Origin of the sequence: Bacillus sp. FSL M7-0558 (assembly GCF_038003245.1) — a bacterium.
Lineage (GTDB): Bacteria > Bacillota > Bacilli > Bacillales > Bacillaceae > Bacillus > Bacillus pumilus.
The window spans coordinates 1,935,669-1,960,757 of the sequence record NZ_JBBOOU010000001.1 but is presented as its reverse complement, the minus strand read 5'-3'; the positions used below and the strand labels follow the sequence as shown (position 1 = coordinate 1,960,757).

At 41.2% G+C, this 25,089-nt stretch carries 23 protein-coding genes and 1 other RNA gene; 16 read left to right on the top strand and 8 right to left on the bottom strand.

All coding sequences use genetic code 11. The features are described from left to right. The first annotated feature begins 139 nt into the window (after positions 1 to 139). Positions 140 to 2,974: a 2-oxoglutarate dehydrogenase E1 component gene (sucA, locus tag MHB79_RS09630; protein ID WP_003215743.1), complete on the top strand. Its 2,835-nt coding sequence runs from the start codon at positions 140 to 142 to the stop codon at positions 2,972 to 2,974. A 14-nt stretch (positions 2,975 to 2,988) separates the two neighbouring features. Then, positions 2,989 to 4,245: a 2-oxoglutarate dehydrogenase complex dihydrolipoyllysine-residue succinyltransferase gene (gene odhB, locus MHB79_RS09625; RefSeq protein WP_003215695.1), complete on the top strand. Its 1,257-nt coding sequence runs from the start codon at positions 2,989 to 2,991 to the stop codon at positions 4,243 to 4,245. A 35-nt stretch (positions 4,246 to 4,280) separates the two neighbouring features. On the opposite strand, the gene MHB79_RS09620 is transcribed toward odhB, so the two are convergent. The 4 genes from MHB79_RS09620 to MHB79_RS09605 form a co-directional block, all read right to left on the bottom strand. Next, a complete protein-coding gene (locus tag MHB79_RS09620) occupies positions 4,281 to 5,231 on the bottom strand; it encodes a bile acid:sodium symporter family protein (protein ID WP_106028805.1) in 951 nt (316 codons plus the stop codon). Positions 5,232 to 5,377: 146 nt separating this feature from the next. Next, a complete protein-coding gene (locus MHB79_RS09615; protein ID WP_251190415.1) occupies positions 5,378 to 6,199 on the bottom strand; it encodes a superoxide dismutase in 822 nt (273 codons plus the stop codon). Then, on the bottom strand, positions 6,192 to 8,066 hold the full coding sequence (locus MHB79_RS09610) for a terpene cyclase/mutase family protein (protein ID WP_340989635.1): 1,875 nt from the start codon (positions 8,064 to 8,066) through the stop codon (positions 6,192 to 6,194). Before MHB79_RS09610 ends, MHB79_RS09615 begins: the two co-directional genes overlap by 8 nt. Positions 8,067 to 8,168: 102 nt before the next feature. Next, positions 8,169 to 9,653: an aldehyde dehydrogenase family protein gene (locus MHB79_RS09605; protein ID WP_003215950.1), complete on the bottom strand. Its 1,485-nt coding sequence runs from the start codon at positions 9,651 to 9,653 to the stop codon at positions 8,169 to 8,171. Positions 9,654 to 9,866: 213 nt separating this feature from the next. Here MHB79_RS09605 and MHB79_RS09600 point away from each other — a divergent pair, with 213 nt between their 5' ends. From MHB79_RS09600 to MHB79_RS09565, 8 genes are all read left to right on the top strand, one after another. Further along, positions 9,867 to 10,079, top strand: a complete 213-nt coding sequence (locus tag MHB79_RS09600) for a DUF6501 family protein (RefSeq protein ID WP_137055095.1) — start codon at positions 9,867 to 9,869, stop codon at positions 10,077 to 10,079. A gap of 49 nt (positions 10,080 to 10,128) precedes the next feature. Continuing rightward, on the top strand, positions 10,129 to 10,266 hold the full coding sequence (locus MHB79_RS09595; protein ID WP_223250615.1) for a DUF4025 domain-containing protein: 138 nt from the start codon (positions 10,129 to 10,131) through the stop codon (positions 10,264 to 10,266). A 441-nt stretch (positions 10,267 to 10,707) separates the two neighbouring features. Then, positions 10,708 to 11,046 carry a PH domain-containing protein gene (locus tag MHB79_RS09590; RefSeq protein WP_003215537.1) on the top strand — a complete coding sequence of 113 codons (339 nt, stop codon included), beginning with the start codon at positions 10,708 to 10,710 and terminating at the stop codon, positions 11,044 to 11,046. Between the two features lie 177 nt (positions 11,047 to 11,223). Then, positions 11,224 to 11,871 carry an SDR family oxidoreductase gene (locus MHB79_RS09585; protein ID WP_340989634.1) on the top strand — a complete coding sequence of 216 codons (648 nt, stop codon included), beginning with the start codon at positions 11,224 to 11,226 and terminating at the stop codon, positions 11,869 to 11,871. Positions 11,872 to 11,962: 91 nt separating this feature from the next. Beyond that, entirely contained in the window at positions 11,963 to 12,463 is a 501-nt protein-coding gene (locus MHB79_RS09580) for a TraR/DksA family transcriptional regulator (RefSeq protein ID WP_003215876.1), read from the top strand. A 132-nt stretch (positions 12,464 to 12,595) separates the two neighbouring features. Then, a non-coding RNA gene (gene ssrS / locus MHB79_RS09575) (6S RNA) lies at positions 12,596 to 12,781 on the top strand. Between the two features lie 133 nt (positions 12,782 to 12,914). Then, positions 12,915 to 14,696 carry a DNA helicase RecQ gene (gene recQ / locus MHB79_RS09570; protein ID WP_340989632.1) on the top strand — a complete coding sequence of 594 codons (1,782 nt, stop codon included), beginning with the start codon at positions 12,915 to 12,917 and terminating at the stop codon, positions 14,694 to 14,696. 256 nt (positions 14,697 to 14,952) lie between these two features. Next, entirely contained in the window at positions 14,953 to 15,744 is a 792-nt protein-coding gene (locus MHB79_RS09565; RefSeq protein WP_003216022.1) for a LysM peptidoglycan-binding and 3D domain-containing protein, read from the top strand. Between the two features lie 152 nt (positions 15,745 to 15,896). Here MHB79_RS09565 and MHB79_RS09560 read toward each other — a convergent pair whose 3' ends face one another. Continuing rightward, positions 15,897 to 16,409: a hypothetical protein gene (locus MHB79_RS09560; protein WP_050782689.1), complete on the bottom strand. Its 513-nt coding sequence runs from the start codon at positions 16,407 to 16,409 to the stop codon at positions 15,897 to 15,899. Between the two features lie 198 nt (positions 16,410 to 16,607). On the opposite strand from MHB79_RS09560, the gene MHB79_RS09555 reads away from it, so the two are divergent. From MHB79_RS09555 to prpB, 4 genes are all read left to right on the top strand, one after another. Next, positions 16,608 to 17,147 carry a DUF420 domain-containing protein gene (locus MHB79_RS09555; RefSeq protein WP_003215636.1) on the top strand — a complete coding sequence of 180 codons (540 nt, stop codon included), beginning with the start codon at positions 16,608 to 16,610 and terminating at the stop codon, positions 17,145 to 17,147. 168 nt (positions 17,148 to 17,315) lie between these two features. Next, entirely contained in the window at positions 17,316 to 18,458 is a 1,143-nt protein-coding gene (mmgD, locus tag MHB79_RS09550; RefSeq protein WP_050943929.1) for a citrate synthase, read from the top strand. 2 nt (positions 18,459 to 18,460) lie between these two features. Next, entirely contained in the window at positions 18,461 to 19,897 is a 1,437-nt protein-coding gene (locus tag MHB79_RS09545) for a bifunctional 2-methylcitrate dehydratase/aconitate hydratase (RefSeq protein ID WP_050943930.1), read from the top strand. A 14-nt stretch (positions 19,898 to 19,911) separates the two neighbouring features. Continuing rightward, entirely contained in the window at positions 19,912 to 20,829 is a 918-nt protein-coding gene (prpB, locus tag MHB79_RS09540) for a methylisocitrate lyase (protein WP_340989630.1), read from the top strand. Positions 20,830 to 20,863: 34 nt separating this feature from the next. On the opposite strand, the gene MHB79_RS09535 is transcribed toward prpB, so the two are convergent. Beyond that, positions 20,864 to 21,526: a lysozyme family protein gene (locus MHB79_RS09535; RefSeq protein WP_003215897.1), complete on the bottom strand. Its 663-nt coding sequence runs from the start codon at positions 21,524 to 21,526 to the stop codon at positions 20,864 to 20,866. Between the two features lie 97 nt (positions 21,527 to 21,623). Then, complete coding sequence (locus tag MHB79_RS09530) at positions 21,624 to 22,949, bottom strand: APC family permease (RefSeq protein ID WP_050943932.1); 1,326 nt, start codon at positions 22,947 to 22,949, stop codon at positions 21,624 to 21,626. A gap of 186 nt (positions 22,950 to 23,135) precedes the next feature. Here MHB79_RS09530 and czrA point away from each other — a divergent pair, with 186 nt between their 5' ends. Then, on the top strand, positions 23,136 to 23,465 hold the full coding sequence (gene czrA, locus MHB79_RS09525; RefSeq protein ID WP_007500691.1) for a Zn(II)-responsive metalloregulatory transcriptional repressor CzrA: 330 nt from the start codon (positions 23,136 to 23,138) through the stop codon (positions 23,463 to 23,465). A 34-nt stretch (positions 23,466 to 23,499) separates the two neighbouring features. On the opposite strand, the gene MHB79_RS09520 is transcribed toward czrA, so the two are convergent. Further along, positions 23,500 to 24,024, bottom strand: a complete 525-nt coding sequence (locus MHB79_RS09520; protein ID WP_340989628.1) for a mother cell-specific membrane sporulation protein — start codon at positions 24,022 to 24,024, stop codon at positions 23,500 to 23,502. 118 nt (positions 24,025 to 24,142) lie between these two features. Here MHB79_RS09520 and MHB79_RS09515 point away from each other — a divergent pair, with 118 nt between their 5' ends. Continuing rightward, positions 24,143 to 25,075, top strand: coding sequence for a helix-turn-helix transcriptional regulator (locus tag MHB79_RS09515; RefSeq protein WP_309217856.1), 933 nt, complete (start codon positions 24,143 to 24,145; stop codon positions 25,073 to 25,075). The last annotated feature ends 14 nt before the right edge of the window (positions 25,076 to 25,089 follow it).

The following is a 25,089-nucleotide window of genomic DNA, read 5'->3' as shown; positions in this document are numbered from 1 at the left end:
GAATGTAGAAAGTAATCCGAAACAGTGGTAGAATATTATTGGAAGCGTTTTATTACATAAATTTGGTCATTGTGTTCTGGAAGTTATATCGAGATAGTGTTCAATCACTTGATGATCAAAGTTGGGGGTAGTGTTCAAAATGTTTCAAAATGATGTGAAACAACCGTTGAGTTGGGAAGAATTTCATGGTCCGAACCTCGGCTATGTGCTCGAGCTCTACGATCAGTATGTCCAGGATCCTACTAGTGTTGATGAAGATCTAAGAGGCATATTTGATGAACTTGGTGCACCACCGAGTGAAATGAAGGAGGAAATTGGGAAAAAAGAAAATAGCGTAGTTACTTCTGAACAAATCCAAAAGATAGCATCAGTCGTTAAACTGGCAGAAGACATCAGAACGTATGGCCATTTAAATGCTTCCGTCAATCCACTTCGCAAAGAAAAGGAATTACAAGAGCTGTTTCCTTTAAAGGAATACGGTTTAACAGAAGAAGACGTCAAGAATATTCCAATATCTATTATTAGTCCTGACGCACCAAAACACATTTCAAACGGCATAGAAGCCATTAACCATTTGAGAAATACGTATAAGCGTACCATTTCATTTGAGTTTGATCACGTACATGATTTCGAAGAACGGAACTGGCTCTCAAAATCAATCGAGTCTGGTGAACTATTTAAGAAAAAACCAGCCGATAAACTAGTTTCTGTATTCAAGAGATTAACAGAAGTTGAGCAGTTCGAACAGTTTCTTCATAAAACATTTGTTGGGCAAAAGCGCTTCTCAATAGAAGGATTAGACGCACTTGTCCCAGTACTTGATGAAATTATTTCAGAGTCTGTTACACAAGGGACTTCAAATATTAACATTGGAATGGCACACAGAGGCCGTTTAAATGTATTAGCACATGTGTTAGGAAAACCATATGAGATTATTTTCTCAGAATTCCAGCATGCGCCAAATAAAGAGCTTGTTCCATCAGAAGGCTCTATTGGTATCAGCTACGGGTGGACAGGTGATGTAAAGTACCATCTTGGAGCAGATCGTCAAATTAAAGACGAAGATACAAAGAGTGCGAGAGTCACGCTTGCTAATAACCCAAGTCACTTGGAATTCATTGATCCAATCATTGAAGGAAGCACACGTGCTGCTCAGGAATTACGTACTCAAAAGGGCTATCCAGTACAAGACGTTGAAAAGGCATTAGCCATCTTAATTCATGGTGATGCGGCATTTCCTGGGGAAGGAATTGTGGCAGAAACATTAAATTTAAGTCAACTTGTAGGCTATCAAGTGGGCGGAACAATCCATATCATTGCAAACAATATGATCGGATTTACGACGGAAAGCAATGAATCTCGTTCAACGAAATATGCAAGTGACCTTGCAAAAGGGTTTGAGATTCCAATTGTTCACGTCAATGCAGATGATCCAGAAGCATGTTTAGCGGCTGTTCAATTAGCTGTAGAATACCGCAAACGCTTTAAGAAGGATTTCTTAATTGACTTGATCGGTTACCGCAGATACGGTCATAACGAAATGGATGAGCCTTCTACGACTCAGCCGATGCTGTACGATGCAGTCAGAAAGCACAAAACGGTCAAGAATATCTTCGCAGATAAACTTGTCACAGAAGGTCTTCTAACGAAAGAGCAGCGTGAAGAAATCGAGCAGGCTGTAGCGACGAGAATAGAAGAGGCCTATCAAAAGGTGCCTTCAAAGAAAGAGCATACGATTCAAGAAATTGAACTGCCAGAACCAGTATCAAATGGCTTCCCAGCAGTGGATACATCCGTAGAGTTTGATGTATTACGAAAGCTGAATGAAGAATTGATCAGCTGGCCGGACGATTTCCAAGTATTTGGTAAGCTTAAACGGATCCTTGAAAAACGTGCAAAAGTGTTTACAGATGACCGTAAAGTAGAATGGTCACTTGGGGAAGCACTTGCATTTGCATCTATATTAAAAGACGGTACGCCAATTCGAATGACCGGACAGGATTCAGAGCGAGGTACTTTTGCTCAAAGAAACCTTGTTCTTCACGACAGTCAAACTGGAGATGAATTTATTGCTCTTCATGAGCTGAGTGATGCAAACGCATCATTTACTGTTCATAATAGTCCACTGTCAGAGGGCTCAGTCATCGGGTTTGAATATGGTTATAATGTCTATTCTCCTGAAACGTTAGTCATTTGGGAGGCTCAATTTGGAGACTTCGCAAATGCGGCTCAAGTGTATTTCGATCAATTTATTTCAGCTGGACGCGCAAAATGGGGACAAAAATCAGGTCTAGTGATGCTCTTGCCTCATGGATATGAAGGACAAGGTCCTGAGCATTCAAGTGGAAGAACAGAGCGATTCCTGCAATCAGCTGCTGAGAATAACTGGACAGTGGCGAACCTCACAAGTGCAGCGCAATACTTCCACATTCTTAGAAGACAGGCGAAAATGCTGCTTCGTGAAGAGATTCGTCCGCTTGTCATCATGACACCGAAGAGTCTGCTTCGTAACCCGAACACATTGTCTGAAGTCCAGGAATTAACGGATGGACAGTTCCAACCAGTTCTTGAACAACCAGGCCTTGTGCATGATCACGAAAAAGTATCGCGACTCGTGCTATCTAGCGGGAAGGTATCAATCGATATTAGTGATCGTTTTACTCAAATGGAAGAGCCGAAAGATTGGCTTCACATTGCGAGAGTCGAACAACTATATCCATTCCCAGCCAAAGATATTAAAGCGATTTTATCAAAACTAACAAACTTAGAAGAAATCGTATGGGCGCAAGAAGAGCCACAAAATATGGGGGCTTGGGGATACATTGAGCCATATTTACGTGAAATTGCGTCTGAAAAAGTAAAAGTACGTTACATCGGCCGAAGAAGACGTTCAAGTACGGCTGAGGGTGATCCAACTGTGCATAAAAAAGAACAAGAACGAATTGTATCTGATAGCTTGACTCGCAAAAACTAAGGGGGAAATGAAAAATGGCGGAAATTAAAGTACCTGAATTAGCGGAATCGATCTCGGAAGGAACGATAGCTCAATGGCTAAAGCAGCCGGGCGATTATGTGGAGCAGGGAGAATACCTTTTAGAACTTGAAACAGATAAAGTCAATGTCGAACTGACAGCAGAAGAATCTGGTGTACTGAAAGAAGTGCTGAAGGATTCTGGTGACACTGTACAAGTTGGAGAAGTCATCGGAACAATTGCAGCGGGTGAAGCTGGCGGAAGCGAGTCCGCAGCTCCAGCACCTGAGCAAGAGTCTGCACCAGCTTCGAAAGAAGAACCGGCAGCTGCTCAAAAAGAAGAAGCAGTGAAAGAAGAGCCGAAATCTGGTAATGGCAGAACCATCGCTTCTCCTGCAGCTAGAAAACTAGCGAGAGAGAAGGGACTAGACTTATCTGAAATTCCAACCGTAGATCCGCTGGGCAGGGTACGAAAGCAGGATGTCGCTTCTTATCAAAAAAATGAAGCACCTGCAAGTGCACCAAAAGCCGCGCCAAAAGCAAATGCTGCGGTGCAAAATGAACAACCAGGAAAGCCAATTGAACGTGAGAGAATGTCGCGCCGCAGACAAACGATTGCAAAACGTTTAGTTGAGGTTCAGCAAACGGCTGCAATGCTGACGACATTTAATGAAGTAGATATGACGGCTGTGATGGACTTAAGAAAACGCCGTAAAGATGCCTTCCTTGAACAAAATGATGTAAAGCTTGGCTTCATGTCTTTCTTCACAAAAGCAGTTGTAGCAGCACTGAAGAAATATCCGCTGCTTAACGCAGAAATTCAAGGTGATGAGCTCGTCTTGAAGAAATTTTATGACATCGGCATCGCTGTTGCTGCTAACGAAGGACTTGTCGTACCGGTTGTCCGTGATGCAGACAGATTGTCGTTTGCAGGGATTGAAAAGGAAATTGGTCATCTTGCGAAAAAAGCACGAGATAACAAATTGTCTCTAAATGAGCTGCAAGGTGGATCATTCACGATCACAAACGGCGGAACATTTGGTTCACTGCTTTCAACACCAATTTTAAACAGCCCTCAAGTTGGAATTTTAGGGATGCACAAAATTCAGCTTCGACCTGTGGCAATTGATGAAGAACGTTTTGAGAACCGTCCGATGATGTATTTAGCTCTTTCTTACGACCACCGGATTGTCGATGGTAAAGAAGCAGTTGGATTCCTTGTCACGATTAAAAACTTACTTGAAGATCCAGAGCAGCTCTTGCTTGAAGGATAATCTTCAATTTGAAAAGCTAGCACCCATTAAAGGTGCTAGCTTTTTTTCTTTTCATTTTCAGTATTTCCTCTCTTTGACCAATACGTCGCAAGCCAGGAACCAGATAAATTATGCCACACACTAAAAATGGCACTTGGTACGGCTGCAAGTGGCGAGAAGTGTGCTGTCGCTAGAGCTGCACCAAGTCCAGAGTTTTGCATGCCTACTTCAATCGAGATGGCTCTTCGAGAAGGGATATCCATTTTGCACCACTTTGCAATAAGGTAACCAAATAAAAGACCAAGTCCATTATGTAAGATCACAACAGCCAATATTAGCAGCCCAGATTGAAGAATCTGCTCTTTATTTGCACTGACAACCGCTGCAATGATCACTACAATTCCGGCGACAGATACAAGCGGCAATGCTTGAACCGCATAGGTCACTTGTTTTTTGAAAAACAATTTAACGATGACACCTAAGATAATTGGGATCAACACAACTTGTACAATTGACAAAAATAGCGCTTCTGGCGATACAGGTAACCATGATCTTGCAAAGAGTAAAATAAAGACAGGTGTTAAAAATGGAGCAAGAAGGGTCGATATGGTGGTGACGGCTACAGATAATGCCGTATTTCCTTTCGCCAAAAAGGTCATCACATTGGATGCTGTACCGCCTGGGCAGCAGCCCACAAGAATAACGCCTACTGCAATTTCAGAAGGAAGCTGTAATCCGTAAGCTAATAGAAAGGCGATAAGCGGCATGAGTGTGTACTGCGCCAGAACCCCAATCAGCACATAGAGAGGTTTTCGAAACAGCTCTTTAAAATCTTCAGCAGACAGGGTAAGCCCCATCCCAAACATAATAATACCGAGTAAAAAAGGAATATAAGGTCCAATCTTAGAAAATTCGGCAGGAAAGGCAAATCCAAGACACGCAAATAAAATGACCCAAATTGCAAAGGTTCTTCCTGCAAAGTGACTAATGGTTAATAAAATCTTCATTCATTGCTTCAGCTCTCTTTCTATACATATCTTTTCTATTTTAAATGAATTTTCTGAAAAAACAACCCATTCTTTTAGTGCTGATAATAATATTATGTAAACTATAAATACTCCATATAAGCAAATGCCTACATGGAGTAGCGTTTTTAAAAAGGGGTCCATTTCACTTGCTGAGCTTGCTTAAGGCGTGCTTCTGGCTCACGCCAGTCAACGACATTCCACCAGCGATCTACATATGTCGCTTTTTCATTCAGATATTGCAGATAGTAGGCGTGCTCCCATACGTCAAGAGCTAGAAGAGGGATCACATCCCATTGTGATAAAAATTGATGGCGTTCTGCTTGTAAAATCTCTAATCGCTGAGATCTTGGTGCCCATACGAGAATGGCCCATCCAACACCTTCAACTTGTTTGGCTGCAGCTGAAAATTGGGATTTGAATGCATCATAGCTTTCAAACGATTGTTCAATAAGACGAAGCATTTGACCAGTGGGCTTTCGTTTGCCTGAAGGACTCATAGAAAACCAAAAAATGCAATGTAAATAGTGTCCCGCACCATTGAAGGCTAGCTCCCGTTCCCAATGCTTGATCATTTTAAAATCATTGGTTCTTCTTGCTCTTTTTAAGGCAAGCTCAGCTTGGTTCAGACCATCAACATATGATTGATGATGCTTCTGGTGATGCAAATACATCACCTCTTTTGAAATAAACGGTTCTAGTGCATCATACCGGTAAGGGAGAGGGGGTAATTGATGGCCGCCAACTGCCACATCTCGCATTGCATCTTGTGGAATTATATCCTCTGCAATACTTTCAGCCAATTCGTACCACTCTTCTTCACTGGAATGTTCATCATTCATGATGAACGATAAATGTTCTGCTTTCTGACGGGTGTTGTCATCTTGAACTGCACCTTGAATGAAGCTAAGCCAATCTTTAAGCTGCATGCGATATTCTTCCTTATTCATTTTTACGCCTCATTTCTTCTAAAAATGTGGAACAAGCCATCATTGGAAAGACAAATGGATAGCTATGATAGGTGATGTAAAATTGCTTTGGAAGACCAATACCTACTGGATAGTGCAAGGCTTCACTCGAGTGCTGATGTTGAATCAAAAATGAGATGGCTTTTAAAATCACTTTGTCATCTGGCTGCACATATTGTAAAAGTGCCTCAGCAGCCCAAGCCGTTTGAACCACTGTCCCAAATGGAAGCGGGACATACCTTTTAACCTCTGCACTTTTACACGATTCTCCGAAGCTGCCATCTTCTAATTGAATTGTTTTTAAAAATCGACATGCTTTTTGAACAGCAGAATGCGATGAGGAGATGCCAGCAGCCTTTAGTCCTGTTAACGCAGCCCAAGTACCATAAATATAGCAAACGCCCCATCTGCCGAACCATGATCCGTTTTTCTCTTGATGATCAAGCAGCCATTTCACACAATGATCTTTTTGCCTTTGCATGAGTGGTGACATGCTATTCTCTTCAAGAGCAATAAGATGGAGCACACGACCTGTAATATCAGGCGTAGAAGGATCAATGGCCGCATCCTCAGCAGATTCGAGCGGGAGATGACGAAGCAAGAAGTGATTTTGATTTTTTTCAAAAGCTGAAAAGCCGCCATCCCGGTTTTGCATGGAAAGAAGCCAATCAAATCCTCGTTTCCACTGAACGGGAGCGTAAGTTTGAGGAATGGCTTTTAACACAATTTGCGTATCATCACAATCTGGGTTATTTGTGTTCAAATCTGAAAAACCAAAGCCTCCCGGAGCTGCATGCCGGTTATGGATCGCCCAATCTGCTTTCTTCATTTGCTGCCGGTTCAGTAAGTACGTAAAAGACTTTTTGATAGCTGGATCATTTTGTGTTCTGCCTGCTCGCTGAGAAGCATAACTGACAAGCGCTGTATCCCAAACAGTGGATGTAGAATTCTCAGCATATTTCCTGCCCCCACAGTCAGTGACTAGCTGTTTCATCCCTTTGACTGCTTTTAAAATGAGATGATGTCCCGGAGAGTATCCAAGACTCATGAGTGCATAGACCATAAAAATACTGGCACTTAAATAGCTATAAAGCGTGCCATCTTTTTCAAGGCGTTCAAACATATACCGCTTCGCTGCCTCATACCCGAAAAAGTCGAGCCGGCTGTCGAGTGCAGTATACGACCGCATGTATGCTAGAAAGTGGTGAGTGGAACGTTCTTCTCTTGCCATAAACCAGTCAAAAGGATTTTTAGACATGTTTGCATCGAGATGTGCTAAGCTTGGAAACTGTTCATGAGAGGCATATCGTTTGTTGAGTGCAATCATCATTGGGACAAAATGAATTCTTGCATATGCACTAAGATGATAGAAGTGAAGCGGGAAATATGTAGGGATGAGTAAAAATGAAAGTGGTGCATAGAAGTATGGCCAAGGGTGCATGCCATTGACAGCAAGCATCCACTTTGTCATAAAATGAACATTCTTCAAGCCGCCATTTGATCGAATAAAATGTGCTGCTTTTTCCATATGCGGCTCATCTTGTTGATACCTGCCTGACACGAGCATCCCGCAGTAGCCTTGCACAGTCGCGGTTACATGTCCCGCCTGATCATGATACAAAGAAAAAGAACCATCCTCATTTTGCTTTTCACGTATAGCTTCTGCCAATTGATGAACCAAAGCCTGATCCGAATCACCGACCGCCTTTAACAGCATAATCAAAAAAGCATTTGTCATCATTGGCCCTTCAAAGCAGAAGACAAAAGCGCCATCTTCTCGTTGTCTGCGCTGCATTTGCATGTGCAATTCATCAATATATTCGTTTACTTTTGTTTTAAAATCTTGCATATTCGGCCATGCTCCTTTCCTTTATTACTATATTCAGGAGCCTGCCTGTCACATGCAATCACAAAAAAGCCGATGACATGGTCACCGGCTTTATAGGCGTCATTAGTCTTGGAGATTAATCCACACACTTTTGACTTCTGTATAGTTGTTAAGGGCGTATGATCCCATTTCTCTGCCAAGACCTGATTGCTTGTATCCTCCAAACGGGGAGGCAGCATCAAAGACGTTATAGCAGTTGACCCAAATCGTGCCTGCTTCAAGACGTGCAGCAATGTCATGGGCATGCTTTAAGTTTTCTGTCCAAAGTCCTGCGGCTAAACCATAGTCAGACTGGTTGGCTCTTTCGACCACTTCATCAATGGAATCGTAAGGAATCGCAGATAGGACAGGTCCAAAGATTTCTTCTTTTGCGATGGTCATGTCATCTTCTACATCTTTAAAAACAGTAGGGGAGACAAAATAACCAGCCTCATAAGGGCAATCGCCACCGACAACGGCTGTTGCACCTTCTGATTTACCTTTTTCAATATAGCCTAACACGCGCTCGTGCTGTTCTTTACTTACGAGAGGTCCGATTTGCGTATCTTGATGAAGACCGGCTCCTTGTTTGAGGGATGTCGCATATTCAGCCATTTGATCGACAACCTCATCATATTGGCTCCGGTGAACAAAGACCCTAGAACCTGCACAGCATACCTGACCTTGGTTAAACATGACCCCATTTAAAGCACCTGGAATGGCTTTCTTTAAATCGGCATCTGGCAAAATAATATTTGGTGATTTTCCGCCAAGTTCTAATGTGACCCTCTTAATGGATTTGGCTGCTTTCTCCATGATGAGTTTCCCAACACTTGTTGACCCCGTGAAGGCAAGCTTATTCACATCAGGGTGATCGGTTAACGCATTCCCAGCTGTTTCACCGAATCCAGGAACGATGTTAATCACACCTTCTGGGAAGCCGGCTTTATCCACTAATTCAGCTAAATAAAGAGCAGAGAGTGGTGTTTGTTCTGCTGGTTTTAACACGATGGTGCAGCCAGTCGCAAGTGCAGCACCCATTTTCCACATGGCCATAAGCAGCGGGAAATTCCAAGGAATGATTTGTCCTACAACGCCAACAGGCTCATGACGGGTATAATTAAAATATCCTTGGCTGACAGGAATGGTTTGTCCGCTTATTTTGGTTGTCCAGCCCGCATAATAGCGCATATGCTCGATTGCGAGAGGGATATCTGCATTGGTTGTTTCATTAATTGGCTTTCCGTTATCTAAAGTTTCGAGCTGAGCGAGCTCTTCTTGGTTTTCTTCCATTAAATCGGCAAGCTTGAACATGAGCCGGGCGCGTTCGGCGGCAGACATGGAGCGCCAAGGACCATGAAAGGCTTTTTTGGCTGCTTTTACTGCCTCATCAATGTCTTTTGCACCTGCTTCATATACATCAATAAGGGTTTCACCTGTGGCTGGGTTAGGAGTTGAAAAGGTTTTGTTATCGTGACTTGTGACAAACTGACCATTAATGTAGAGTTTTTTCGTCCCTTGGAGAAAAGATTCGAGTTTTGAACTAATTTGAAGTGTTGTAGAGCTCATAAATAAACAAACCTCCTTAAAGATATGGATTGTTCTGCGAGTTCTAGGTGAAAAAGCGGACCTGAAGCAAATGATCTAGTATACGCACATGGATGTAAACGTATACATTCATCATATTACATGACATGTTTGAAAGCAATCCATAACACTCATTGCATTTCATGAAAAATTGGCTAAAATAAATGTATAGATGAAAAAAGGAGTTTTTAAATCATGATCCATCAAAACTGGCAAACGGCTCAAACGTTAAAACAAGTAAAATGTATACATACGAATGCGAAAAAATATATGGTCGACCGTGCACTAACGGCTGGAAGCACATATGAAGTGAAAAATGAAACAGAAGAATTCCTGTTTGTCGTTGATAATACAGGTAAAGTAGGTGGGTATTATAAAGAGTATTTCGAAGACTTTTCTGCTGAATGATTTTGATCATCATCACTCATACTAAGAAAAACAGTAAAGGGTGATGATGATGAAAAAGAAGCAAACAGATGAGCAGAATCAACAAAATGCTTGGCATGATAACGAAGATGCTGATATGGCAATTACGCTTGAGCAGATTTCCGATGTATATGCCGAGGGAACCATTGAAACACCAAAAGACGAATAGTCCAGATTGTTGACAGAGTGCTAAAATGATCTTTATTTTAGCACTTTGTCTTCTTTTTCAGTGTGACATGAAAACCTTTGCAGCCCTAGGAAGGACGAGTACCGGCGCGGAGCGAATTTGACATTCGTGATCACCGGACTGACAAAGAATGCGAGGGTTTGTCTACACGCTGACAGTGATTTGAAAAAATCACTGTTTTTTTATTGGTCACAATTCAACCATTTTTCTCAAAAAGAACTGAAACTTTTTTCCTGCTTTAACTGTCTAAATAAGTAGAGGAAAGAGCATCGAATCAAAAAGAAAAAGTTAAATGAAATTTAATCTATTCGTAATGGAATAACGATCATTTATAGCGTATTCTATAAGTGAGAACAAAACGTACCCACAGAGCGTGTGGCCGTTTTTTCATAAAGGAATTTGATGGAGGAAGAGGGGGTTTACGTGGGTATTTTTTCTGTCAGTAAACAAAATGATAAGAAATTCGAATCCTTACTAATTGAAGGGGAAAGAATTGAAGCTGTTTACAGACTGCGTCACGACCAAATTTGTTTCACCAATAAACGACTGATCTTTGGCGATAACCGCGTATTTTCTAAGAAGAAAGTTAGGGTCTCCTTGCCATATCGATCAATTGAAAGTTTTGCCATTCAAGAAGCTGGCGTGTTTGATCAGGACACAGGTATGCTGCTTGTCACAAGCTCAAAAGTATTTGAACTTGATTTTTCAAAAGAGACGGATTTGAGTGATGTTCAAGCCATTTTGACAAAACATATTTGCTGATCAACCTTGCGATTACATAGATCACATGCACTTTTCTCATTCTACGTATTTATTTTAATAGATCGCACATTGCCTGAGCCCTTCCATATATTTTCTTGGAAGGGCTTTTTTGTTTAGGTGTTTGAATGATAGCAAAAAAGGATAAAGATGAAACAGATACAGAAAGGGGAATGAACAATGAAAGTATTAGTTGCTGGAGCAAATGGACATACAGGTAGACTCGTCATTCGTTATTTAAAAGAAAAAGGACATGAGCCGCTTGCTCTCATTCGAGATGAAAAACAAGCGGATGCGCTAAAAGAACTTGGTGCAGCGCCTGTCATCGGTGATCTTGAAAAGGATGTGACAGATGCTGTGAAACAAGCAGATGCTGTCATCTTTACAGCTGGTTCAGGCTCGAAAACAGGTGCAGATAAGACCATTGCAGTGGATCAAGAAGGTGCAAAACGTCTTGTCGACACAGCGAAAAAAGAAAACATTCAGCATTTTGTGATGCTGAGTTCCTTTAATGCCGATGATCCAAACCAGGGAAAAGGGCAAGGAAGTATGGAAATTTATTATGAGGCGAAAAGAAAAGCAGATGAACATCTAAAACAGTCTGGACTTTCCTATACCATTGTCCGTCCAGGTGCCTTGCTGCATGAGGAAAAGACAGGAAAGATTGAAGCTGCGGAGCATATTTCAGATAATCAAAACATTGAGATTTCAAGAGAGGACGTAGCCACTGTACTAGTGGAAAGCTTAACAGAATCCAATGTGAAAAATAAATCCTTTGACTTAATTAAAGGGGATAAACCAGTAGAAGAAGCACTTCGCACCCTGTAAGAGAAGCAAGCTGCTGCCAATAAGGCGGCGGCTTTTTTGATGTTTTCATTTCGTTTGCAGCGGGAAGGGAATAAGAAAGGAGTGATTGACCGTGGGCTTAACGAAAGAACAAAAAGCTGATTTATACGAAAGATTGAATCAATTAAAGGAAGATGTAAAAGGGTCAAAAAAGAAAGAAGAATCTATGCTAAGTGAATCGAGCGAGATTTCAAATGGTGTTGGGAACCATATCGCTGATCATGGGAGCATCTATTTAGACCGCATGACCGAACAAACGCTGGACCAAGTTGATGGCCAGCTTGAAGCTGAAATTGATGCAGCCCTGAAACGAATGGAAGACGGAACATATGGGGTCTGTGAGAAAACAGGGAAAGACATTCCATATGAACGTTTAAAAGCAGTTCCCTATACACGTTATTCAATCGATGCGAAGAAAAATGAAGAAACCACTCAAGACCCAAACGAGTTTGACCGTAATTTCTCAGATCAAATGCGTGATTTAACAAATAGACAAACAATGGATCAGATGCATTCAGATACGTATGAACGATTAGAGGAAGAACAGGATGTTGACATAGACGAAGAAAAATAGGATAATAAATCGAAGTTACATTTTTTCAGAATAATTTTTTCTTATGTATGCAATGACAAATATCTTGTATACATGAGTATTTCATAGAAAAAAGATCTCTTGAAATTTAATAAACTTTCGTGTAATATAGTTTAAAGGCTGCGATGCGCGTAATGTTAATTAAGTTTTAACCTTTAAGCTGTAATAGGGAGTTTTATATTGAAGCCGGAATGTCATGCCTCCTTAGAGAGGAAGACAGGAACGTTTCTGCAAACACCCACTTTGAGGAGTGGTGGTTTAAAACTTTCTTACTTAGATTACGGCATCCGCAGCTTTTCCTAGGATGATTCAAGCCATTTTCCATTTCGGAAAATGGCTTTTTATTTTGTAAAAAGACGAAATTCGACTGATCGCCTGTAGAGGCAAGAATCTATGTTAAAATGGACAAAACAAATGACGGAGAGGGAATTGAATGTTAGAACAAGCAGAAGCACTCCTGAAACAATATTATGGCTTTGATGCCTTTAGAAAAGGACAGAAACAAGCCATTGAAGCGATTGTAAATAAACAAAAGGATACCGTCTGCATTATGCCGACAGGCGGAGGGAAGTCAGTTTGCTATCAGATCCCTGCGCTAATGATGGAAGGTACAACGATCGTAGTATCTCCGCTTATTTCTTTAATGAAGGATCAGGTTGATGCGTTAAATGAGATGGGCATACGTTCTTCCTTTTTAAACAGCACTCTGTCCGCAGCTGAAATGAATGAAAGGCTGAAAAAATGCGAAAATGGGGAATACGAACTGCTTTATATCACACCTGAACGCTTACAAAATGAACGTTTTTTTCAGCTGTTAGATCGGTTAACGATTCCTTTAATCGCGATTGATGAAGCGCACTGTATATCCGAGTGGGGACATGATTTTAGGCCAAGTTATCGCTTCATTCAAGAATGCTTGAACAAGCTGTCAAAAAGACCGGTGATTGTCGCATTAACAGCTACAGCGACGAAAAAGGTACACCAAGATATATGTGAACAGCTTGGCATAAACGGAGAAGAAACCGTCTTTACTGGGTTTGCTAGAGAAAATTTGTCCTTTCAAGTGATCAAAGGAGAAAACAGTGAACGTTTTATCACACAATATATGAAGAAAAACAGTCTTGAGTCTGGCATTATTTATACAGCCACTCGTAAAGAAGCGGATAATATTTATCATCGACTAAAAAAACAAAAGATCAAAGCTGGCGTTTATCATGGTGGATTGGATGATCATACGAGAGAAGAGCAGCAAAACCTCTTTTTAAATGATGATATCCAGGTGATGGTCGCCACATCAGCATTTGGCATGGGAATCAATAAGTCGAATGTCCGTTTTGTGATCCATCATCAAATTCCAAGGGATATTGAAAGCTACTATCAAGAAGCTGGGCGTGCCGGCAGAGATGGGCTTGAAAGTGAATGCATCTTACTGTTTTCACCTCAAGGTGTAAGAGTGCAGCGCTTTCTCATTGAACAGTCAATAGAAGATGAGACGCGCTACCAGCATGAGCTGCTTAAATTAAGGCAAATGGTGGATTACTGTCATACTGAGCAATGTCTGCAGCAATTTGTGATGGATTATTTTGATCAAACAGCTAGTTCGCCTTGTGGTAAATGCAGCAACTGCCTTGATGAAAGAGAGCGTGAAGAGGTCACAAGAGAAGCACAGATGGTGTTATCTTGTACAGTGAGAATGAATGAGCGCTTCGGTAAAATGATGATCGCCCAAGTATTGGCAGGCTCTAGAAACAAAAAAGTGCTAGAGCTAGGTTTCGATCGTCTCCCTACATATGCTTTAATGAAACAACATTCGGCTCAGCAAATCAGTGACTTCATTGAATTTTTAATTACAGAAGAGTATTTGCACATGTCTGAAGGAGCTTACCCAACACTGAAGGTGACCCATAGAGGGAAGAAAGTGTTAGTTGGACAAGAGGCTGTGTATAAAAAGCAGGCGATCAAAGCAGAAGCCATTCAAGAAAACGATGCATTATTTGAGCGATTGAGATCGCTAAGAATGAAGCTAGCTAGAGAGCAAGGTGTTCCGCCGTTTGTTGTCTTTTCTGATCAAACATTGAAGGAAATGTCAGCGGTAGAGCCTCAAACAGATGATGAATTACTCCAAATTAAGGGGATTGGCGCTCAAAAAAGAGAGAAATACGGAGATGTTTTTTTAGAAGAAATTCGTTTATTTATAGAAAAAGAGAAAAAATAAAGAGTTTGAAGAAGAAAAATAAATATTTTTCGCTGCACTTGGACACGTTTTCAGCAGGCCGTTTTTGATCCTTTTAAAACCTTGATATGGCGGGGAATCAAGCCGTTTTGTGGTCTGATTTACCAATGGAGAGAGATGTTTCATGTAAAGGAACTGTAATCTAAAACATATCGTTTTGTTATTGAATTGACATTTACATATGTTACGATAGCACTCGTTAGCCGCCATAAAAAGCTAACAAGGGAGGATTTACTTTATGAAGAAGACTATTATGTCCTTGGTTGCTGTTGCAGCAATCTCAACAACAGCATTTGGAGCGCAGCAAGCTTCTGCAAAGGAAATCACTGTACAGAAAGGTGATACACTTTGGGGAATCTCACAAAAAAATGATGTGTCTCTAAAGGACCTAAAGGGTTGGAACAATTTATCTACTGATATGATCTATGTAGGTGATAAATTGACAATCTCTTCAAAAGAGAAAACTCAGGAGCAGTATAAAGTCCAGAAGGGGGACAGCCTCTGGAAAATCGCTCAAAAATTCAATGTGTCAATTAGCGATATTAAGTCTTGGAATAACTTAAACTCAGATATAATTATGGTTGGTTCAACACTAAGTGTTGCTGGCCAAAGCTCGGCTCCGGTAAGCTCAGAACCTGTTCAAAAACAGGAACCTGTCCAAAAAGAGCAAACAACGAAAAAAGCTGCTCCTAAAAAGGAAACAGCTAAAGCAGAATCATCTTCTGCTAGTCAGAGTGTACAAAAAGAAATGACTGTTACAGCTACGGCTTATACAGCAAATGATGGTGGCATCTCAGGTATTACTGCAACAGGGGTAAACTTAAACAAAAACCCAAATGCAAAAGTCATTGCAGTAGATCCTAATGTCATTCCATTAGGAAGTAAGGTTTATGTTGAAGGCTACGGTGAAGCCATCGCAGCAGATACTGGCGGCGCAATTAAAGGTAACAAAATTGATGTACATGTACCAAGCAAATCCCAAGCGAAAAATTGGGGCGTAAAATCAGTCAAAGTAAAAGTACTTAACTAGTAAACAATTGTTTTTTGGAAGAAAGCATCAGGTGGCGGCCTGATGCTTTTATTGTACCCTTTTTTTGGTCAAAAATACACATATTTTTCAGAAAAATTTGCATTTTCGACAAAAAGCAGCGCATATCTTATGATACACGCTGGTTTTTGTCGTTAGCTGTCCACCCAATAAATTTCTCCGCTTTGTTCTTTCCAATTAATCTGGACATCAAATTGATGCTTTTCATAAAAATGAATTAAGCGATCTACGTGATCCCAGTCTCTTTTGACGAGGTCGCCAGTAATCACGGGTATGTTCTGCTCTCTTGCGATTTCTTTTAAATGCTTCATGCAGATGGAGCCGTATCCATTATCTGGCGGGCCTTTAATATCGGCAATATGAATCTTTCCTTCTTCAGGATATTCCGCAATTAAGGAAAAATCAGATTGTCCGCGAAAAGCTTTTTCACAATCACTGAGCATAATTTTACATGTATCTGCACTTTCAATGGCAGAGACGATCAGCCACTCATCTTCTTTCGCTTGATCGATGCCAATGATCTTTGCTTTTTTCGAAATATCTTTCATATTTTCTTGCATTCGATACATTTGGAACTGCAATTGCTGTAATTCTTGCTCTAACGTCTTCACATCGTTGGCTGTTTCCTGTAAGATTGACAAGTCCATTACTCCTTTCCTATCAGAAATGATCAAAATCACATAAATTCCAATTTTAAAGGAAGTGGATGGATCTTTCAAGCCGTTAGAACGCCTGCAACCTGCAAGTTTGTCTAAAATTCGACGAAGACAGCGAATTCATTGACTTTATAGAGAAATTTAAATAACATACTCTTAGTCGGAACTAATAAAGAGAGGTTTTCAAACATGAACGAACAGAATCAAAAACCGAAAAATTTTACTGGTATTGTGATCATTTTAACAATTGCCATCAACGGATTAATCGCTTTATTATTTTTAATGCCAAAATCAGATAAATTTAGCCATCTGGATATTACATTTTTGCCGTTACTTAATGCCGTGATGAACAGCTTTACGTTTATCTTTTTACTTTCAGCACTCATCATGATTAAACAAAAGAACATTAAAGCGCACAGACGATTTATCTTTGCTGCATTTTCAACGACACTTGTTTTTTTAATTTCGTATGTGACCTATCACTCAATGGCAGCTGATACCCATTTCGGAGGAGAAGGGATTATCCGTCCAATTTATTTCTTTATTTTAATCACACATATCGTCTTATCAGCAGTCATTGTACCGCTTGCCCTGATTACGCTGTTTAGAGGCGCACAGATGCAAGTCGAGCGTCACCGTAAAATTGCTCGCTGGACCATGCCGCTGTGGCTTTATGTCAGTCTCACTGGCGTCATTGTGTATATGATGATTTCTCCATACTACAGCTAACGTATGTCCAACTGGACATACGTTCTTTTATTTACAAGATGCAGTGCTTTGGATAAAATGGGAATTGGGTATCCGACTTGCACGGTATCTTCCCATCTATAGACTCACATCATTTCTGGCCGTTTGCTCGTTTGGAGAACAACAATTGAACGAAACGGGGGTTATATGATGACTGAACAACTGCAGTATAAACCGGGGCTTGAAGACATTGTGGCAAGCGAAACGTCTATCTCATACTTAGATGTGCAGCAAGAAGAGATTGTAATTCGCGGGTATGACCTCATCGAGTTGGCACAAAAAAAGACCTATTTAGAAACAGCCTATCTGCTTATTTATGGAAGATTACCAGATGCGATGGAATATCACCAGTTTCAGCAAGACATTTCCTCACAAACGAACTTACATCCAACCATTCAAACCATTTTAACAAAACTGCCAAAAACCACACATCCGATGGATGCCATGAGAACGTGCATATCTGCTCTTAGTGGGTACGATGATGCGTTACAAGATCGATCAGAAGCATGCCAGCAAAAGCGTGCTGTTCGATTACTCGGCCAGCTACCGGCCATTGTCGCTGGAAGCTATCATATTCTCACAAAAGACGCCGCTATTTCTCCAGATCAGACCAAATCCTACACTGAAACCTTTTTAACCATGCTAACCGGACGCACGCCAACCCAAGACGAAATCACCGCTTTTGACCAAACACTCACATTATATAGTGAACATGAGCTGCCTAATTCAACGTTTGCCGCTAGAGTCATCGCATCCACACATTCTGATATGTATGGTGCTTTTACTGGAGCAATTTCTTCATTAAAAGGTGACTTGCACGGAGGAGCGAATGAAGCTGTCATGCATATGCTTCTCGAAGGGAAAACAACGGAAGGCTTCCTTGCGCTGATTGAGCGAAAATTAGCAGCAAAGGAAAAAATGATGGGCTTTGGCCATAGGGTATACATGAGAAAAATGGACCCAAGAGCCGCTCTTTTAAAACGATCATTGAAAACGCTTACGGAATCAAAGGGAGATACAACGCTTTATGACATGTGTGTAGCAGGAGAGGCATACATGAAAGAGAAGAAAAACCTCTATCCGAACCTTGATTATTACGCCGCACCTATTTATTACGTGCTCGGGATTCCAATTTCACTTTATACACCGATTTTCTTTGCTGCAAGGGCAAGTGGATTAGCTGCTCATGTCATTGAACAGCATTTGCATAATCGCATTTTCAGACCGAGAGTCCGTTATTTAGGGCCAAGAGGATTAAAAGTTTCAGATGATGATGGAAAAATGGGGGAATGAACATGAATAAAACAGCAGTCGCCAATCAAACGGATCAGCTATTAGAAGAAATCGCAGCCTATGCAGTAGACGGGGAAATTACGAGTAAAGAAGCCATTGAAACGGCACGCTATGTGCTTATAGACACACTTGGCTGCGGAATGCTGGCGCTCAATTTTCCTGAATGTACGAAGCATCTTGGACCGATCGTCCCGGGAACCGTTGTACCTAATGGAGCAAGAGTTCCAGGTACTTCCTTTGTGCTAGATCCTGTTCAAGCGGCTTTTGATATAGGCTGTATGATTCGCTGGTTAGATTATAATGACACGTGGCTTGCAGAGGAGTGGGGACATCCGTCAGATAACTTAGGCGGGATATTAGCTGTGAGTGATTACATCAGCAGAACACGGCTTGCAAACGGGGAAGAGCCGCTTTCGATGAATGACGTACTACATGCGATTGTCAAAGCACATGAAATTCAAGGCGTACTGGCTTTAGAAAATTGTCTGAATCGCAATGGCTTGGATCATGTCCTATTTGTCAAAGTAGCAACAAGTGCTGTTGTATGTGCATTGCTTGGCGGAACAAAGGAAGACGTGCAGCATGTTTTATCGCAAGCGTTTGTTGATAATTCACCGCTTAGGACGTATCGCCACGCCCCAAACACAGGGTCGAGGAAATCATGGGCAGCTGGGGATGCAACAAGCCGCGGGGTGAGACTTGCAATGATGACACTCAAAGGGGAAATGGGCTATCAAACGCCGCTTAGTGCAGAGAAGTGGGGCTTTGAAGATGTTCTGATGAAAGGGAAATCTCTCACACTCGCTCAGCCGCTAGGATCATACGTCATCGAAAATGTGCTTTTCAAAATTGCTTATCCTGCTGAGTTCCATGCCCAAACGGCTGCAGAGGCTGCTATGATCCTGCATGACGCTGTAAAAGGTCGATTAGATGACATTGACCGAGTAGAGATTACAACACATGAATCAGCGATTCGGATTATCGATAAGAAGGGACCGCTGTATAATCCAGCAGACCGCGATCATTGCTTGCAATATATTACTGCGATTGGATTAATCTATGGTGAGCTCACAGCTGACCATTATGAAGAAGAAACGGCGCAAAATCCGGTCATTGATCGTCTCCGGGATCAAATGGTCGTCAAAGAAGATAAACAATATACAGCGGATTATTTAGATCCGAAAAAGAGATCCATTGCAAACAGTGTGCAGATCTTCTTTAAAGACGGGACGATGACAGACCGAATTGAAATTGAATATCCACTTGGTCATCGCAGAAGAAGGCAGGAAGGTATTCCTCTGCTTGAAAAGAAATGGCTTTATCATTTGAAGACGAGATTTCCACAAAAACAAGTGGACCAAATTGTGTCACTCTGTCAAAATCCAAATCAATTAAAAACAACAACCGTACCAGCATTTATGGACTTATTCGTCATATAAGGGAGGGAATTAGTGTGTGGATCGTGAATGATGAATCAAGTCAAGTAGATTTAGCCGCAGCCTTTCAAGAACAAATGCACAAATCAGCTTTATTTCAAATTCCAGGCGTTCACGATGGAATGTCTGCGCTTTATGCAAAAAAAATGGGCTTCCAAGGGCTCTATTTATCCGGAGCCGCCTTTTGTGCCAGCAAAGGATTGCCTGATCTCGGCATGATCCATTCAACGGAAATGGCTGAAAAAGCAAAGGAAATCATTCGAGCTTCTCAGCTGCCACTTTTGGTCGATATGGATACTGGCTATGGCGGTGTATTGAATGTTGCAAGGGCGGCAAAGGAAATGGTAGAAAGTAAGGTGGCAGCTGTTCAAATTGAAGATCAGCAAATGCCAAAAAAATGCGGACATTTAAACGGAAAATCGCTCGTTCCAGTAGAAGAGATGATCGCAAAAATCAAAGCCATCAAACAAGCGGCACCAACGCTTTTGGTGATTGCGAGAACCGATGCAAGGTCCGTAAATGGGATGGAGGATGTCATCCGCAGGGCCAATCTTTACGTAGAAGCAGGAGCTGACGCTATTTTTCCTGAGGCACTCATCACAGCAGAGGACTTCACGCATGCGTCAAACAATATTAAAGGACCGCTCCTTGCAAATATGACGGAGTTTGGCAAGACGCCTTATTATCATGCAGACGAATTTTCTGTATTTGGCTTTCAAATGGTCATTTACCCTGTGTCATCACTCAGAGTCGCTGCAAAAGCGTATGAGCGTTTATTTACAGAAATCATGGAGAAGGGGACGCAGCAAGGAATGCTAAAGGACATGCAAACGAGACAAGAGCTGTATGAAACGATTCATTATGATGAATATGAGGAAATGGATCAGCATTTAGCGAAAACGATCCTGCCGGAAATCGGGAAAGAACATCGATAAAATGAAAAGCACTTCCATTTAGGAAGTGCTTTTTTTACGATGATGGTGAGGATGACGAAGCCAATTTCATCTTTTCTTCAACTGTTTTCGTTTTTTCTTTTACTTTTTCAGCATAAGTGAAGTCACCGAAGCAATATGGGTAGCGGAAGTTATCTTTGTTGCCTCCGCACGTATAGACTTCTGGGTTTCGTTTCACTTGCTTTTTAGAGTATTGTTTTGCCAATTTCTCGGAATGTTTTCCCCCGTTTTTTGCAACAAAATCAATATAGCCAATTCCCATATTATAGCTTTGGATAATGGTTTCCAAATCAACGCCTTTTTTCTTCCCATGCTTGTACATAGTAGAAAAATGATGGACTCCTTGTCTAATGCTTTTCTGAGGGTCATTGATTTCATTTCGTTTCAAACCAAGAGATTCAGAGGACTGCATTGGATCTCCGCCTCTGCCTTTTGATTCTTGATACATCATACCGAGGATTAACGCGGTATATTGATCTAAATCTTGATCTCTTAACTCTGTTTCTACAAGCGGTTTGAAATCATCCAATCTCGACAAAACAATTGATTCCGTATCAATCGGCAGCTTTTTTAACTCCTTTTGATTAAAGGACATGACAATGGCTGCTAATACGAAAACAAACAGAAAAATCGTGAAGCAGCCTGAAATGGCAAAACATCCTGTTTTTTTCTTTTTCAAGGTCAGTTCACCCCTGTTTTGCCCCGCTTTTAAAAGGGAAGTACAGCCTTTTTATTATGCCATATCCTGCACAAGATACCAAGTGAAAACCTTATAATCAATCGTACCCAAATGTAAATTCGGGTCTTGTTTTCAGTCTGTAGCAGAAATAAACAAAACCGATAATTAGCCAAAGCAAACCAATGATTAATGCATTTGTACTGATGTTCGTTAACAGCCATATACAAAAGGCCGTCCCGCACAGAGGAATCACTGCGTATCTCAATGTATTGAGTACACCTCTTTGTTTTTGTCTAATGAAATAGTACGCAAAAACAGATAAGTTCACTAATGTGAATCCAATCAACGCGCCGAAGCTGATAAAGGAATAAATGACTTCAAGTTCGCCAACGACTGCGGTTAAGGAGAAAGCACCAATTAATAAAATATTAAAAACAGGCGTTTTTAATCTCGGATGTATATATCCGAAGAAACGCTTCGGTAACGACTCATCTCTACCCATTGCATATAATAGCCTTGCTGCACTTGCATGTGACGATAAGGAAGAAGAGATAACAGCGACCATTGTGCCAGCTAAAAAAAACGAGTGGAGAAAGGCGCCGCCCACAAAATCCGCAATTTCAAGTGAGGCAGCATCGGGATGCTTGAACTGCTGAAAATTTGGAAATACTTGCTGCAAAAAATAAGACGTCAAGGTAAACAGTACGCCTCCAATGGCGACGGTTAAGAAGATGGCAAGTGGGATCGTCTTTTTTGGCTTAATGGTTTCCTCAGACAGGGTCGAAATCGCATCAAATCCTAGAAACGAAAAACATAAAATGGTTGCTCCTGAAAAAATAAGCGCTGGATCTAAGCTCGCCGAATAAAAAGGCCGGGCGGACAATAATTCCCCGCTGCCTGCGTTTTGCGTGAGCCCATACATAATAAACCCAACAAAAGTGACGGCGACAATGACCTGAAAGGTCACAAATAGTGCCGTGATGTTGGCTGTAAGCCGTATACCGATTACATTGACAGTCGTTATGGCGATAGCAAGTATGGAGATCCAAATGTAATGAGGTACATCAGGAAAGGCTGCGGTTAAATAAGCACTTCCAATCGCAAAATTCACCATAGGCAAAAATAAATAATCCAGTAAAAGTGTCCAGCCTACAAGAAAGCCAACATGAGGATGAATACTTTTTTGCGCGTATGTATAAGCAGATCCTGCTTTTGGAAAAGCCTTCACCATATTCCCATAGCTAAGCGCTGTCAATAGTAATGCAAGTAACGTAAATATATAAGCTGTAGCGACGTGTCCTTTCGTCAGCTGAGCCACAATGCCATATGAATCAAATACGACAAGTGGATCCATATAAGCAAGCCCGATCACAACAAGTGGAAAGACAGTCAGGCTGCGTTTTAGTCTTGGCTCTTCAGTCAATTTGCCTATCAGCTCCTCTAAAAAAATGAATAAATAATGCTCATTTTAAAAAGAATGCTACCAAGTGTCAATGCTATTTGAGTAAATCTTTTTTCTAAAGTGTGCTCTCTTTGCATGCCGGACGTTTTGGTATATGATGATACATAGAATAAGTCGTGATTTGACGGACAAGAAAGGTGAAGCAAAATGAAGGAAGAACTGAATACAAATCAAGAACAGGAACGGATGGAGCTGGATGAAGAAAGTCTATTTCTTGTCTCCCAAACCTTTAAAGCTTTATCTGATCCGACACGTATTCGAATTCTGCACCTGCTGTCTCAAGGTGAACACTCGGTAAATGATATAGCAGAAACACTGAATCTCATGCAATCAACCGTTTCTCATCAGCTGCGCTTTTTAAAAAACCTTCGTCTCGTGAAATCTAGACGAGCAGGGACCTCGATTTTTTACAGCCCTGAAGATCAGCATGTGATGGAAGTGCTTGAACAGATGATTCACCATGCACAGCACGATTGATAAAAAACCTTCCTACTTTCATATAGGAAGGTTTTTATGCATGATGCACATGTGTCAATCGTTTATTTGCTTTCATCATGTGAAAAGAAAAAACAACATAGTAAGCAGCTAAAAGAAAAAAGCTGAGCATGGTCATCGCATCATCGCTCACGATGTGCTGATACAGTTCAACGATACTGATTTTGGTCATCGAATGGTTTGTGAGCTCAACCAGCTTAAAACTAAGCCTGGATAAAAACAAACACAAAATGAAGCTTTCAATCCATTTACTCGTTTTCATATACAGCCGGCCATTTTCTTCTTTCATACGAATCGTCTGATAGGCATGAACAGCTAGGCTGCTTCCAAAAAGCATACCAATAGCGGCATAGATGAGGATATTATGATTTTGCCATCCTTCTGATAGGAGAATAAGGGCTGAAAGACCAAAGAGATACATTCTCATCAAAAGCCTGATGGGGCGTACAAGCTGAAAGCGTCTCATTCGATTCATTCGAATCATGATGCAGATCAACATAATGCTCCCAATCATGAACAATTGCCACACGTTATGTGTCATGATGCAACCTCCTCCTGCACGTGCAGGGATGTAAACGAATGCTGGCTGTTACTTATCTTTACCATTCTTTCTTTTTTTATCAAAACAAAACCTACATTTATGAAAAAGAGGAAAAGTCATGAAAATCGACCGCATTTTATCTACTGTGATGCTGCTCATTAGCAAGAAGCAAGTACAGGCGAAAGATCTTGCTGAACTTCACGAAGTGAGCACGAGGACCATTTATCGTGACATTGATACCATCAATCAAGCGGGAATCCCTGTTGTCACAACCCAAGGAGCAGGTGGAGGCATTTCACTTGTTGAGGATTATCGTTTAGAGAAAAAATTATTTACCGATGATGACATCGAGGTCATTTTAACAGCCCTCGAAAGCATGACGAGTGCCTATTCCTTTAAAGAAAGCGAACATGTACTGAAAAAAATCAAATCGCTTATTCCCACGCATACGTGTGAAAACGAAAAACAGCATCATGTCTTCATTGATTTAAGCTCCTGGGGAAAAGACAGCCAGGCAGAAAAGAAGCTCCAGCTCATTCATACAGCTGCGTCAGCGCACCAATACATTCAGTTTACTTACCGCAATGCGAAAGGTGAAACACTTCCACGCAAAGTGGAGCCTTATACGCTCGTTTTAAAAGGGAGGCATTGGTATTTGTATGCGTTCTGTTGTGTAAAAAAAGCTTTTCGTCTGTTCAAGCTGACTAGAATGACGGGTCTTGTCACCATTTCAGGGTATTTTCAACCGAAAAGAATCAAAAACGAAGAAAAGCCTTGGAATGATTCTTGGCAAGAACAACCGTCGATCAGCTCTGTCACGCTCAGGTTAACGGAAGCATCAGTGGGGAAAGTGAAGGAATGGGTAGATGAGAACGAATTGAATGTTTGTTCAGACGGCACTTACCTTGCCACCATTACCGTACCTCTTGATGATTGGTTAAATAGTTTCCTATTCCATTTAGGTCCAGATGTTGACATTCTTTCCCCGAAGCATGTCAAAGAAGCGTTTGACATTCAGTTGAAACAATTTCTCAAACGAATAGAAACTTGACACAATGTTGTCAG